Below are 12,599 nucleotides of genomic sequence, written 5' to 3'. Positions count from 1 at the left end.
CGAGAAGACAGCCCGAAACTACCTCGCCATCGTCACCATCGCCGCAACCGTCCTCTGGATCAGATAAGTGTCCACACGACCTAGGCGAGTTCGGGGCCTAGGCGAGTTCAGGCTTCATTCCCACGGCTGTGCGATCGACGATTTCGCGCAAGGCAAAGGACGAATTGATCTTCGTCACATGCGGCATTGCCGACAGCCACTCCTTGTGGATACGTTCGTAGTCGACGAGATCCTTTGCCGCTATGCGCAGGATGTAGTCATATTCGCCCGACATCAAATGGCAGGACAAGACGTTCGGGCAGCGCTTTATCGCTGCCTCGAAATCCGACAACGTCTTCTCGAATTGCCCGGACAGCGATATATGCACGATCGCCGTCATCTGGTGCCCAAGTGCAGCGTTGGACAGCCGGGCGTGATAGCCGCGGATGGTTCCGGATTTCTCCAGATTGTCCAGCCGCCGCGAGCAGGCCGACTGGGACAGGCCGACCTTCTCGGCGAGCGCTGCGTTGGGTATCCGCCCATCCTTCTGCAACGTCTCGAGAATGGCGATATCAATCCTGTCGAGCGGCATTTTTGCGGGTTCCTGCGACAATTCTAATGTTTCGCGCAACGATTATCGAACAGTGGCTTCTCAGGCAAGCGCATTCGCAAACACTTACCGAACGATTCGTGGTTCACTATCTCTAGACAGGGAACGAGCCCCAAAGGGCCGGATCAGGAGAAGAACGATGCGCATCGGCTGCCCCCGGGAAATCAAGAATCACGAATATCGCGTCGGCCTGACGCCGGGTTCGGTCCGCGAATATGTCGCGCATGGCCATGAAGTGCTGATCGAGACCGGCGCCGGCGCCGGCATCGGCGCCGACGACAACGCGTATCGTGCCGCCGGCGCCACGATCGCCAAGACGGCAGCCGACGTTTTTGCCAAGTCCGACATGATCGTGAAGGTCAAGGAGCCGCAGCCCAACGAATGGGTTCAGCTCCGCGACGGCCAGATCCTCTATACCTATCTGCATCTTGCCCCGGATCCGGAGCAGACCAAGGGCCTGCTGGCCTCCGGCGTGACCGCGATAGCCTACGAGACCGTCACCGACGAGCGCGGCGGTCTGCCGCTCTTGGCGCCGATGTCGGAAGTTGCCGGCCGCCTGTCGATCCAGGCGGGTGCAACGGCGCTGCAAAAGGCCAATGGCGGCCGCGGGGTGCTGCTTGGCGGCGTGCCCGGCGTGCTCCCCGGCAAGGTAACCGTGCTCGGCGGCGGCGTCGTCGGCCTGCATGCTGCACGGATGGCCGCCGGCCTTGGCGCCGACGTCACCATCATTGACCGCTCGATCCCGCGCCTGCGTCAGCTCGACGACATCTTTGGCGGCCGCGTCCACACCCGCTACTCGACCGTCGAGGCGCTGGAAGAAGAATGTTTTTCGGCTGACATCGTCGTCGGCGCCGTGCTGATCCCGGGGGCAGCAGCGCCCAAGCTGGTGACGCGCGAGATGCTGTCGGGCATGAAGAAAGGCGCCGTGCTGGTCGACGTCGCCATCGACCAGGGCGGCTGCTTCGAGACCTCGCACGCCACCACCCATGCCGAGCCGACCTATGAGGTCGACGGCGTCATCCACTATTGCGTCGCCAACATGCCGGGTGCGGTGCCGGTCACCTCGGCCCACGCACTCAATAATGCGACGCTGCATTATGGCCTGCAGCTCGCCGACAAGGGCCTCAAGGCGCTGGTAGACGACCACCATCTGCGCAACGGGCTGAACGTCCACAAGGGCAAGATCACGAATCGCGCGGTGGCCGAAGCGCTCGGTTACGAGCTGGTCGAGCCGAAGGCCGTTCTCGCCGCCTGAGCTTCCGAATCTGCCTCTCCAGTGCCCGTCGGATTCGTCCGACGGGTTTTTCTTATGTCGAAAAACGGAAAAGTGTCGGGCGCGCAGAATAACCGGACAACAAAAAAGCGGAGCCAAAGCCCCGCTTCCTCGGTTGTCGAAAATTCCCGCCGGTTCATCCGCGGTCGGCAAATCGATCGACAGTCTCTTTCTACCGCTGGTATGCGACGGGAGTACGACAGCCAAGCCGGTGCAGCCTGTCCGGTTACGCGCGGTCGATCCGGCACTGATAGCAATTGTTGCGCGCCGAGCGGATGTGGACGTAAGCGATGTCGTCGCGTTCGAACAACGTCTCTGCCCGTGCGGCAATGGCGTCGGTCGGAATGACGCCGCCGCTGCCGTAAACGATGCGGTCGTCCTTGCCATAACCGCGCACAATGTAATCGCTGCTTTCGAGCATTTCGGGAAGCATTTTCCCCTCGGCGGCGCGTTCGCATTCTTTCGCATGCAGAAAGATCGGCCCCGTTTCGGCATAAGGCTGCAGCTCCGGAAAAGGTCGATAGGCCAAAACAAGATAGGCTTCTCCCAAAGCAATATTTTTCAAGCAATGACGGCAAGGCACGCCGTCGCCATCCGAAATTTGCCGCTCTGGCTTCAAGCCATAAGCATCCGGCCCGCCGCGCTGAAGTGCCCGGACAGCATTGGTTGGCAAGGCTTTGAATTTTAGCGTCATGGCAAAATCTCCGGTGTCGTCGACCGGAAATTATGCTCGCAAGACAGCGTTTCCCACCCGATTCCTGCCGAAATGGATCAATCCATCAGCGCGTCGAGACCACGAACCAGACCTTTGATCTGCTGTACCCGTCTGATGGCGAGCAGCGTGCCCGCCACGTAAGGCGCCGCGGACGAGCCGGCGTCGTGGCGTATGGTCAGCCGCTCGTCTGGCAGACCGAACAGCGCCTCGCAGGACAGGATGTAGGACGGCAGGCGAAGCGCGTGCACTTGCACCCCCTCGCCTGCGCCGACCGCACCACCGCGTGTGGCCGGCACGCCGGAGACCTCGGAGACCGGCTTTGCCGTTGAGGCCTTGCGGATGTCGGCCAGCGCTTCAGCAAGCTCTCGTGCGGTTCCGGAGGGCGCGTCGGGCTTCTTTGCACTAGCATAATCGATGACCTCGACATCCGGCACGTATTTTGCCGCCATAAGTGCAAACCGCTTCATCAGCGTGGCGGTGATGGAAAAGTTGCCGGCGGCAACGACGCCGACGCCATTAGCGCGCGCCGCGGCGTCGATCTCGGCATAATCGGCAGCTCCCAGTCCCGACGTGCCGATCACCGTATGCCGTCCGTTGTCGATGGCGAGCAGCACATGGTCTTTCACGACATGCGGCTTGGTGAAGTCGACCAGCACGTCCGACGGCGCCTCCAGCGCCTCGGCCAGCGAGGCCGAAACGGCAATACCATTAGCCGGCATACCAACCAGCAGACCGGAATCCTGCCCCGCGCCGCTGCGTGATACAGCCCCGGCCAGCGCCATGTCGCCCTGCGCCCCGATCGCCGGAACCAGCGCTTTGCCGACCCAGCCGGTCGCGCCGGCCATTACCACGCGTATTGCCATCGTGCGATCCTCCATCACCCATCGGTTTTTAGACGATAGCGATATGGAAAGAGCCAAGCTCATTCAAGTCGGGCTCGCCTTTGAGTGTTGATCCAGAGACTCTGGGACATTGCAAGACAAGCTGAAGCGCAGATGAACGGGCCTGAAAATCAGGGCCGCATGACGCTGGCCGCGCGCTCGGCAAAAGACATCGGATGTACGACCTCCTTTTTTTGCGCCACTGGCGTAAAGCCGAGTTTTTGATAGAGCGGCAGTGCTGCTGGGTGATCGAGGGTGCAGGTCTGCACCGTCACCCGCTTTGGCCCGTGCGACCATGCCGCGGCGATTGCCGCACCAAGGAACCAGCGGCCGATGCCTTGCCCGGTCGCGTGCTCCATCATTCCGAAATAAGCGAGTTCCACTTCCTCCGGCAAATGCGGCTTGAGGTCGAAGAAGCCGGCCGGCGCACCATCCAGATAAAGCACCCTGATGTCGCGGTCCTCGCGGTGGATGCCCGCCGCAAGCTCCTCGTCGCTCAGCCTCAGCACATTGACCCAGTGCCATTTGCGGCCCACCCGATCCATCAAATAGCGGTAGAAATGCAGCGGAATGTCTTTGGTCTTGAGCAGCGCGATCTGGCGGTTGTACGGCAGCGGCGGCGAATACGCAGGCGGCACATGCATTTCGAGAAACGTCACGGTGACGTCGATGTCTTCCAGCGATCCGTCTTCCATCCCCGTCAGTCCTTGCCCGTCACGACGGGCGTGTCGGAAAGCCCGCCCCATTCGGTCCATGAACCGTCATAAAGCCTGTTGTCGGCATGGCCAAGCGTCTCCAAAGCCAGCGTGACAGCTGCCGCGGTGACGCCCGACCCGCAGGAGGTGACGACCGGCTTCGACAGGTCGATGCCGGCTCCTTCGATCACTTTGCGCAGCCTGTCCTTCGGCAACAATTCGCCGTTTTCCGAAAGCGCCGAAAATGGCACGTTGTGCGCGCCCGGCATATGGCCGGAGCGGATGCCGGGGCGCGGCTCCGGCTCGGTGCCGGCAAAACGGCCAGGCGAGCGCGCGTCGGCGATCTGGCTCTCCCCCGTCTCGACGATCCGGCGCATGTCGGCAAGGCTGGCGACGCGGGCGGCATCGAAGTTGGCATAAAACACGCAAGGCGCGATCTTCGTCGGCTCCGCCGTCACCGGCCGTCCGGCGGCTTTCCAACGATCGAACCCGCCGTCGAGTATATAGACCTGGAACACGCCCATGACGCGAAACAACCACCAGGCGCGCGGTGCAGAAAAGAACCCTGGCCCGTCATAGACAACAATCGTGTCATCGGCCGAAATACCCATCGCGCCGACATATTGCGCGAAATGCTGCGGCGACGGCAGCGTGTGCGGCAGAGCCGCGTCGGGGTCCGAAACCGCATCCTGGTCGAGGAAGCGGGCGCCTGGAATATGCGCTACGTCGTACTCGGCGCGCGCGTCACGCTTTTGCGCCGGCAGATACCAGGACGCGTCGACAATCGTCAGGCCGGGTTCGCCGAGCCGCTTCTGTAACCAATCGGCATCGATGGTGAAAGGACTGTCGTCGGCCATCTTTTCTCTCCTGTCCCGCCCGTCGCAGTCCTATATCAGGCTGGCGGCATAGGACCAAAGCGAATGCGGAAGCGCCGGTTCTCGCGGCCCTTCTTCTCGATCTTGCCGATATGGATCTCGCCGATTTCGCTGGTGCTCTTTACATGGGTGCCGCCGCAAGGCTGGCTGTCGATCGAAGCGTTCTCGCCGATGCAGACCAATCGGATCCTTCCCGTGCCGGCCGGGGGCCGCACATTCTTGGATTTCACCAAGCCCGGATTGGATGCCAGTTCCTCGTCGGAAATGAGCCGGGTGAAGATCGGGTGGTCGGCTCGCACCAGTTCCATCAGTCTGGCCGTCACGTCTTCCTTGGTAAAGCCGGCATCCGGGATGTCGAAATCGATACGGCTGTCGTCCTCGGAAACCGCGGCGCCGGTGATCGGGAACGGACAGACGACGGTAAGCAGGTGGCAGGCAGAATGCATGCGCATCAGCAACTGCCGCCGCGGCCAGTCGATGGCGAGCCTCATGCGCTCGCCCACCTTTGGAACTGCCTGCTCCGGCGCCGGCACATGGATGATCTCGTCCTTGGTTTCGCCGGTGATCGTAGCGGCAATCGCTATGCCGGTGCCGTCGGCGCGTTCGAGGCTGCCGGTGTCGCCCGGCTGCCCGCCCGATGTGGCGTAAAACACCGTCCGGTCCAGAATGATGCCGCCGCGATCATTGACTGCGACGACGGTGGCGTCGGCCGTCCCCAGATAGGCGTCGTCACGAAACAGCGCTTCGGTCTTGTGCGCCATCACGCAACCCTTTCGAACGGTACTGAAATCGTGCTCTGTTGCTCCATCCACCCCGGCACCGGCAGCTTCTTTTCGCGCAGGAATTCAGGATTGAACAGCTTCGACTGGTAGCGCGTGCCGTAGTCGCAAAGCATGGTCACGATAGTGTGGCCGGGGCCTAGCTCGCGCGCCAGGCGAATGGCGCCGGCAATGTTGATGCCCGTCGAACCGCCAACGCAAAGCCCCTCCTCCTGGATCAGGTCGAATACGATCGGCAGCGCGTCCTCGTCGGGGATCTGGAACGCAAAATCGGGTGTAAAGCCTTGGAGGTTGGCGGTGATCCGCCCCTGCCCGATGCCTTCGGTGATCGAACTGCCCTCGGATTTCAGCTCGCCGCTGGTGTAGAAGGAATAGAGCGCTGCCCCCAGCGGATCGGCCAGCGCGATCTTGACCTGGTTGTTTTTGGCCTTCAGCCCGAAACCGACGCCTGCCAGAGTGCCGCCGGAACCGACCGCCGACACGAAACCATCCACCTTGCCGTCGGTCTGGTTCCAGATTTCTTCGGCCGTGGTGCGGATATGGCCGTCACGGTTGGCGACATTGTCGAACTGGTTGGCCCAGATCGCGCCGTTCGGCTCGCTCTTGGCCATCTGCTCGGCCAGCCGGCCCGACAGCTTCACGTAGTTGTTCGGGTTCTTGTAAGGCACGGCGGGCACTTCGATCAGCTCTGCGCCGAGCAGTTTGATGGTATCCTTCTTCTCCTGGCTCTGGGTGTCAGGAATGACGATCACGGTGCGGTAGCCAAGCGCCTTGGCAACCAGTGTCAATCCGATGCCGGTGTTGCCGGCCGTCCCCTCGACGATGACGCCGCCGGGCCGCAGCAGCCCGCGCTGTTCGGCATCGCGGATGATGAACAGGCCGGCGCGGTCCTTTACCGACTGCCCGGGATTCATGAATTCGGCCTTGCCCAGGATCTCGCAGCCGGTTGCTTCCGAGGCCTTGTTGAGGCGGATCAGGGGCGTGTTGCCGATCACGTCGATCACAGAACGGGGCATGGAGATTCCTTTGTGGGTGCGGCGAAACCCTAGAAACCCGAAGCTTCGGTTTCAAGGCAAGAATTTGCCTGGTCCAGTCGCATTTCGCACACTGCAATTCCTGCAGCCAGGAGCGCCCGATCGGTATTCATTTCAACCATGTACCGAAAAGCACTCTTTTCATTCGATTTCTTCACCGGTAGAGCACAGGCTAAGAAGAGCCGGCGGGGCGCAACATGACACTCTATCGGGCCAATCCGAAGCATGGCGTCGCCTGGATTACGGGCGGCAGCAGCGGTATCGGCCGTTCACTGGCCAAGGATCTTGCCACTCGGGGCTATGTCGTCGCGGTGACTGCGCCAGATGACCATCCGATCGATACGCTCATCGTCGAAACGGCGCAGATGGCGGGCCGCGTCGCAGCCTTTCCCTGCGACGTGACCGACGAAAAACGCATGGCAAAGACGGTTGCGGCGATCGAGAAAGATCTCGGTCCGATCGTGTTGGCAGTGTTCAACGCGGGAAGCTATATCGCAACGCCGGGCGAGGATCTTGTCGCGCGCAATTTTCGTCGGTCTTTCGAAGTCAATTATTTCGGCATCATCAACGGCCTGCTGCCGGTCATCGAACGCATGCGCGTGCGCTCGCGCGGCCACGTCGTGCTGATCGGTTCGGTCACCGCCTATTTCGGCTGGCCCACCACCGCCGCCTATGGCGGCACCAAGGCGGCGGTCAATATCCTGGCCGAGTCGCTGAAATACGATTTCGACAAGATGAACGTCCGTATCCAGGTGATTAATCCAGGCTTTGTCGACACGCGGCTGACCGAAAAGAACTTCCTGCCGATGCCGGGCTTGATGCCGGTCAATCTGGCCTCGCGCCGCATCGCGCAAGGCATCGAATACGGCGGCTTCGAAGTCACTTTCCCACGCCGCCTGAGTTGGACGCTGAAACTGCTCAGGATGCTGCCGAGGCCGTTCTGCCGATGGGTGATCAGCACGGTCACCCGCTGGAACGCGCGGCCGCTGAATTTCGACCGCAAGCCGCCAGTCGAGTAGGATCGGTGATGGGCGAGCGATCGTGCTTGCGGGTCGCTGGGGCGCCGCACATGAATTGGTGCCGGTCGACGATACCGGCGACCCGGACAACCACGTCATTGCCGGCGACGCGCTGTCGCCATCGACCACGGCTTTCCTCGCGCAGCGGATCGTCGTGTGGGTCGAGGCGGTGGTAAGTGAACCAAAGCCCCAAGCAAGAGGGCGACCGAAGCATCGCTCCGGTCGCCCTCTTCAATCGTATTCGACCAAGCCAGGCTTGGCTGACCGCAACACGGTCAGATTATGCGGCCCGCGCTGCTGGCCGCTTGCCGCCGAAGCGGCGTTTGTTATTGCCCTTGAAGGGCTTGGCGCCTTCCGGCTTGCGCTCGCCCGCAAAGGCCGGCTTGTCGCCGAACCGCTTCTTGCCGAAGCCGTTGTTTGCGCCGCTGGGCCGCCTGCCGTCGCGACGGCCATTGTGGTCGTTGCGATCATTGGCCGGTTCGAAGCTGCGCTCATTCTTCTCGGCGGGATTGCGCTGCGGATCGGGGCTGCCGAGATGGTCGGCAATGATCGGCAGCTTGGTGCGGATGATGCGCTCGACCTGACGCAGCTTGCTGTTTTCAGACGGGTCGCAGAGTGTGATGGCGATGCCGTCCATGCCGTTGCGGCCGGTGCGGCCGATCCGGTGGACATAGCTCTCCGCCTCGTCCGGCAGGTCGAAATTCACCACATGGCTGATGCCGGGCACGTCGATGCCGCGTGCCGCAATGTCGGTCGCCACGAGAATGCGCACCGAACCCTCACGGAAATCGTTGAGTGCCTTCTGACGGGCATTCTGCGACTTGTTGCCGTGGATGACGGCGGCCTTGAAGCCGTCGCGCTCGAGATCCTTGGTCACCCTGTCGGCGCCATGCTTGGTGCGCGAGAAGATGATGACGGACTTCATCGCCTCGTCGGCGAGCATCTGGGCCAGCACCTGGCGCTTCTGCTTGGTGCGGGCAAAGACGACACCCTGCACGATCTCGGCTGCCGCGGTGCTGTGAGGAGCGACTTCGACGCGGATCGGGTTCTTCAGCAGGCCTTTCGCCAGTTCGGCGATCTCGGCCGGCATGGTCGCCGAGAACAGCACCGTCTGACGGTCCGGCGCCGTCGCCTTGGCGATGCGCTTCACGTCGTTGATGAAGCCCATGTCGAGCATGCGGTCGCCTTCATCGAGCACCAGCCATTTGGTGTCGGCAAGCATCAGGTCGCCTTCACGCACAAGGTCGGTCAGCCGACCGGGCGTTGCGATCAGGATGTCGACGCCGGGCGCGACCTTCTTCACCTGGCTGAAGCGCGAGACGCCGCCCAGCACGAGCGCGGTCGATACATGCGCGCCCTTGGCGAGCAGCTTGATCATCTCCTCGATCTGCACCGCAAGTTCACGTGTCGGCGCCAGGATCAGCGCTCGGGCCGTCTTCGGCCGGCGCTTGGTACCAAGTGCGATGATCTTCGACAGGATCGGCAGCGCGAACGCCGCCGTCTTGCCCGAGCCGGTCTGGGCGATGCCGAAAATGTCGCGGCCTTCGAGCTGCGGCGGGATCGCCTGGGCCTGGATCGGCTTCGGATCGGTAAAACCGGCGGCATTGGTGGCCTTGAGCAGTGCGCCGGTGATTCCAAGTGCGGCGAAACCGTTCGGTTCCGCAGTGTCCTTACCGGTCAAAGTGTTTTCATTGGTCAAAATATTCTTCTTTCATGCGGCTCCTGGCCGCAAACATCGATGGCGGCAGGGCGCAACCTGCCGTCGAAAATTGTCATGAAACGACAAGGCGGGCGGACGTCATCGTCCGCACGGCTGCGCTGTCGTGCCCGCAGGCTTCATGCCACGGGGCTTTTTCGCCACCTTGCCGATATGTCGGGAAGAGGGAAAACAGACGCAACCAGTCTCATTCATCGAGAAGGCCGGACTATCCCGGCCCAAGCGCCTATGCCGCCGCATATGGCCCAGTTCGCATCGAAATGCAAGGGGCCTGATGTTGCAGCGCAGCAAAAGCCATGAGGAAGCGGCGCTTGCGCTCTCTCGCGGGCATGATTACCACAATGCAGCTTTCCGTTTCGGGGACCGGTCATGAAGGACGTGCTGAAGGAACTCGAGCGCCGCCGCGAGATCGCCCGCATGGGCGGCGGCCAGGCCCGCATCGACGCCCAGCACAAGAAGGGCAAGCTGACCGCCCGCGAACGCATAGACGTCTTTCTCGACGAGGGCTCGTTCGAGGAGTTCGACATGTATGTCGAGCACCGCTCGACCGATTTCGGCATGGAGAAAACCAAGATCGCCGGCGACGGCGTCGTTACCGGCTGGGGCACCGTCAACGGTCGCCCGGTCTATCTTTTCGCCAAGGATTTCACCGTGTTCGGCGGCTCGCTGTCCGAGGCCCATGCCGAAAAGGTGGTCAAGGTCCAGGAGATGGCGCTGCGCAATCGCGCGCCGATCATCGGCCTTTACGACGCCGGCGGCGCCCGCATCCAGGAAGGCGTGGCGGCGCTCGGCGGCTATGCCGAGATCTTCCAGCGCAATGTACTGGCCTCCGGCGTCATCCCGCAGATTTCACTGATCATGGGCCCCTGCGCCGGCGGCGATGTCTATTCGCCGGCGATGACCGACTTCATCTTCATGGTTCGCGAAACCTCCTACATGTTCGTCACCGGGCCGGATGTGGTGAAGACCGTAACCAACGAGACGGTCACCGCCGAAAGCCTCGGCGGCGCTTCTATCCACACGACGAAGTCCTCGATCGCCGACGGAGCCTACGACAATGACGTCGAGGCGCTGCTGCAGATGCGCCGGCTGGTCGATCTGCTGCCCGCTTCCAACACGGCGGAAATTCCCGAGATCGAATGCTACCAGTCGGTCACCGATCACGATCTGTCGCTCGACAGGCTGATCCCCGACAATGCCAACAAACCCTACGACATCAAAGAGTTGATCCTTAAAGTTGCCGACGAGGGTGACTTCTTCGAGATCCAGCAGAATTTTGCGAAAAACATCGTCACCGGCTTCGGCCGTATCGAGGGCCGCACCGTCGGCTTCGTCGCCAACCAGCCGATGGTGCTGGCCGGCGTGCTCGATTCGGATGCCAGCCGCAAGGCGGCTCGTTTCGTGCGCTTCTGCGACTGCTTCTCGATCCCGATCGTCACCTTCGTCGACGTGCCGGGCATCCTGCCCCGCCCCGCGCAGGAATATGGCGGGTTGATCAAGCACGGCGCCAAGCTTCTGTTCGCCTATGCCGAAGCGACCGTGCCAAAGATCACCGTCATCACCAGAAAGGCCTATGGCGGTGCCTATGACGTCATGGCGTCAAAGCATTTGCGCGGTGACATGAACTATGCGTGGCCAACGGCGCAGATTGCGGTGATGGGCGCCAGGGGCGCAGTCGAGATCATCTATCGCAAGGATATCGGCGACGCGGAGAAAATTGCAGCGCACACAAAAGCTTACGAGGATCGCTTCCTGTCCCCCTTCGTTGCCGCCGAGCGTGGCTATGTCGACGAGGTGATCATGCCGCATTCAACCCGCCGCCGCATCGCCCGCGCGCTCAGGATGCTGCGCAACAAGGATATGCAAAACCCCTGGAAGAAGCACGACAACATTCCGCTGTGAGGGGTTGATGTCGCGCCTGGTCTTCTACATGGGAGCGCGCTTCGGCAGGTTTGCCGTCCTGCTTTTCGCTCTGCCGCTGTTCTGCCCAACAGTCTTATGGTTCTGGTTTCTCGACCGGCATCCGCTCGCCGTCATCGCGGCTGGCGTTGTTGCGATCCCAGCTGCGATGCTGGGCATGGTTCTGTTGATCGGGACATTGTTCGCCGGTTTTCGACCCAGCAAGGTGGACGGGATCACTCGGGAATCAGCCCCGAAATTATGGGCCATCTGGGAGAGTATTGCCGGCAAACACCGCGCCAGCCGGACTACCATCGTGCTGAGCCCCGATCTCAACGCTAGCATCGGTGAAGAGCGGCCGTTTGTGGGCCTGCTTGGTCGCAGGGCAATTCTCACCGTGGGCCTGCCGCTGCTCGCAGTGACCGACCAAAAGGGGTTTGCGGCGATCTTGGCCCATGAGGACGCCCATCTGAAAAATAAAGATACAAATGGCGGGCTCAACCTGGCCGAACTCGAAAAGAGCTTCGATCTAATCTTTGACTTCGCCCCACCGGGAAAAACAGTTTCGGGCAGCCTGTTCTACTGGATGCTTGGCCCGCTGTCGCGCACGCTGGAGCGCGAAGAAATACGGTTGTCGCGGCGGGCGGAAATTGACGCGGATCGTCATGCAGCGATGTCCGGCGATGCATATGAAGCGGCCCGCGCCCTGCTGCTGGTCGGTGCCGCCAGTGCGTTCTTCGATGACCAAGTGTATATTCCGCTTAAACGTGAACTGCTTGGCACCATGGTACCGCCTCGTCCACCACTCGAAAGAATTCTGGCGGCCGCCAGTCACCTGTCGAGCCTTCCCATCCTGCAAGAATATGCGCAAAAGGCCTGGGACGCGCCAGATAACGAAAGCGCGGATCATCCGCCCTGGTCCGAACGTTTGACTGCTCTTGGATTTAGCTCGGCTCCAGAGATAGAACCAATTCTGGTTTCCGCCTTGTCGAGCCTGCTGAGCGATGAGATCGTCGCCGAACATGTCCGGCATTTCGACGGCGAATGGACATCGAAGATCGCCGACTATCTCGATCGATAGCTATCCACCTGAAACTATAGCGGCTAATGCCCAGTCGGCGCA

At 61.7% G+C, this 12,599-nt stretch carries 12 protein-coding genes and 1 pseudogene; 5 read left to right on the top strand and 8 right to left on the bottom strand.

Annotated features, from left to right (window positions below):
- Positions 1 to 97: 97 nt before the first annotated feature.
- Positions 98 to 571, bottom strand: a complete 474-nt coding sequence (locus NKH60_RS27555) for an Lrp/AsnC family transcriptional regulator (RefSeq protein WP_023675099.1) — start codon at positions 569 to 571, stop codon at positions 98 to 100.
- A gap of 157 nt (positions 572 to 728) precedes the next feature.
- On the opposite strand from NKH60_RS27555, the gene ald reads away from it, so the two are divergent.
- Positions 729 to 1,844 carry an alanine dehydrogenase gene (gene ald, locus NKH60_RS27550; protein ID WP_352502940.1) on the top strand — a complete coding sequence of 372 codons (1,116 nt, stop codon included), beginning with the start codon at positions 729 to 731 and terminating at the stop codon, positions 1,842 to 1,844.
- Positions 1,845 to 2,088: 244 nt separating this feature from the next.
- Here ald and NKH60_RS27545 read toward each other — a convergent pair whose 3' ends face one another.
- The 6 genes from NKH60_RS27545 to NKH60_RS27520 form a co-directional block, all read right to left on the bottom strand.
- Complete coding sequence (locus tag NKH60_RS27545) at positions 2,089 to 2,556, bottom strand: DUF1203 domain-containing protein (RefSeq protein ID WP_352471826.1); 468 nt, start codon at positions 2,554 to 2,556, stop codon at positions 2,089 to 2,091.
- Between the two features lie 77 nt (positions 2,557 to 2,633).
- Complete coding sequence (gene dapB, locus NKH60_RS27540) at positions 2,634 to 3,440, bottom strand: 4-hydroxy-tetrahydrodipicolinate reductase (RefSeq protein WP_352448952.1); 807 nt, start codon at positions 3,438 to 3,440, stop codon at positions 2,634 to 2,636.
- Positions 3,441 to 3,589: 149 nt separating this feature from the next.
- Positions 3,590 to 4,153 carry a GNAT family N-acetyltransferase gene (locus NKH60_RS27535; RefSeq protein ID WP_352448953.1) on the bottom strand — a complete coding sequence of 188 codons (564 nt, stop codon included), beginning with the start codon at positions 4,151 to 4,153 and terminating at the stop codon, positions 3,590 to 3,592.
- A 5-nt stretch (positions 4,154 to 4,158) separates the two neighbouring features.
- Positions 4,159 to 5,010: a 3-mercaptopyruvate sulfurtransferase gene (sseA, locus tag NKH60_RS27530; RefSeq protein ID WP_023675104.1), complete on the bottom strand. Its 852-nt coding sequence runs from the start codon at positions 5,008 to 5,010 to the stop codon at positions 4,159 to 4,161.
- A 35-nt stretch (positions 5,011 to 5,045) separates the two neighbouring features.
- Positions 5,046 to 5,789 (bottom strand): alanyl-tRNA editing protein, encoded by a 744-nt coding sequence (locus NKH60_RS27525; protein ID WP_023675105.1) that lies wholly within the window; start codon positions 5,787 to 5,789, stop codon positions 5,046 to 5,048.
- Positions 5,789 to 6,823 (bottom strand): cysteine synthase A, encoded by a 1,035-nt coding sequence (locus tag NKH60_RS27520; protein ID WP_023675106.1) that lies wholly within the window; start codon positions 6,821 to 6,823, stop codon positions 5,789 to 5,791. Before NKH60_RS27520 ends, NKH60_RS27525 begins: the two co-directional genes overlap by 1 nt.
- Positions 6,824 to 7,038: 215 nt before the next feature.
- Here NKH60_RS27520 and NKH60_RS27515 point away from each other — a divergent pair, with 215 nt between their 5' ends.
- Together NKH60_RS27515 and NKH60_RS27510 are read left to right on the top strand one after the other, a co-directional pair.
- Positions 7,039 to 7,860 (top strand): SDR family oxidoreductase, encoded by an 822-nt coding sequence (locus NKH60_RS27515; protein WP_352682693.1) that lies wholly within the window; start codon positions 7,039 to 7,041, stop codon positions 7,858 to 7,860.
- 25 nt (positions 7,861 to 7,885) lie between these two features.
- Positions 7,886 to 8,032: pseudogene (locus tag NKH60_RS27510) on the top strand (alpha/beta hydrolase); the annotation flags it as partial.
- Between the two features lie 108 nt (positions 8,033 to 8,140).
- Here NKH60_RS27510 and NKH60_RS27505 read toward each other — a convergent pair.
- A complete protein-coding gene (locus tag NKH60_RS27505; protein WP_352471825.1) occupies positions 8,141 to 9,559 on the bottom strand; it encodes a DEAD/DEAH box helicase in 1,419 nt (472 codons plus the stop codon).
- A 387-nt stretch (positions 9,560 to 9,946) separates the two neighbouring features.
- Between NKH60_RS27505 and NKH60_RS27500 the strand changes: the two genes are divergently transcribed.
- Positions 9,947 to 11,479 (top strand): acyl-CoA carboxylase subunit beta, encoded by a 1,533-nt coding sequence (locus tag NKH60_RS27500; RefSeq protein WP_352874081.1) that lies wholly within the window; start codon positions 9,947 to 9,949, stop codon positions 11,477 to 11,479.
- Positions 11,480 to 11,486: 7 nt separating this feature from the next.
- A complete protein-coding gene (locus tag NKH60_RS27495; RefSeq protein ID WP_352682689.1) occupies positions 11,487 to 12,557 on the top strand; it encodes a M48 family metallopeptidase in 1,071 nt (356 codons plus the stop codon).
- Positions 12,558 to 12,599 lie beyond the last annotated feature (42 nt).

The organism is Mesorhizobium sp. M1006, assembly GCF_040318825.1.
Taxonomy (GTDB): Bacteria; Pseudomonadota; Alphaproteobacteria; order Rhizobiales; family Rhizobiaceae; genus Mesorhizobium.
The sequence above is the reverse complement of the archived record's forward strand: the minus strand, read 5'-3'. Positions and strand labels throughout refer to the sequence as shown.

Bases quoted from the DNA above. Each gene is read 5' to 3' on its own strand.
- NKH60_RS27525 (WP_023675105.1), bottom strand. From the start codon at position 5,789: ATGGCGCACAAGACCGAAGCGCTGTTTCGTGACGACGCCTATCTGGGG.
- NKH60_RS27555 (WP_023675099.1), bottom strand. From the start codon at position 571: ATGCCGCTCGACAGGATTGATATCGCCATTCTCGAGACGTTGCAGAAG.
- NKH60_RS27545 (WP_352471826.1), bottom strand. From the start codon at position 2,556: ATGACGCTAAAATTCAAAGCCTTGCCAACCAATGCTGTCCGGGCACTT.
- NKH60_RS27500 (WP_352874081.1), top strand. From the start codon at position 9,947: ATGAAGGACGTGCTGAAGGAACTCGAGCGCCGCCGCGAGATCGCCCGC.
- NKH60_RS27515 (WP_352682693.1), top strand. From the start codon at position 7,039: ATGACACTCTATCGGGCCAATCCGAAGCATGGCGTCGCCTGGATTACG.
- ald (WP_352502940.1), top strand. From the start codon at position 729: ATGCGCATCGGCTGCCCCCGGGAAATCAAGAATCACGAATATCGCGTC.
- NKH60_RS27495 (WP_352682689.1), top strand. From the start codon at position 11,487: ATGTCGCGCCTGGTCTTCTACATGGGAGCGCGCTTCGGCAGGTTTGCC.
- sseA (WP_023675104.1), bottom strand. From the start codon at position 5,010: ATGGCCGACGACAGTCCTTTCACCATCGATGCCGATTGGTTACAGAAG.
- dapB (WP_352448952.1), bottom strand. From the start codon at position 3,440: ATGGCAATACGCGTGGTAATGGCCGGCGCGACCGGCTGGGTCGGCAAA.
- NKH60_RS27520 (WP_023675106.1), bottom strand. From the start codon at position 6,823: ATGCCCCGTTCTGTGATCGACGTGATCGGCAACACGCCCCTGATCCGC.
- NKH60_RS27535 (WP_352448953.1), bottom strand. From the start codon at position 4,153: ATGGAAGACGGATCGCTGGAAGACATCGACGTCACCGTGACGTTTCTC.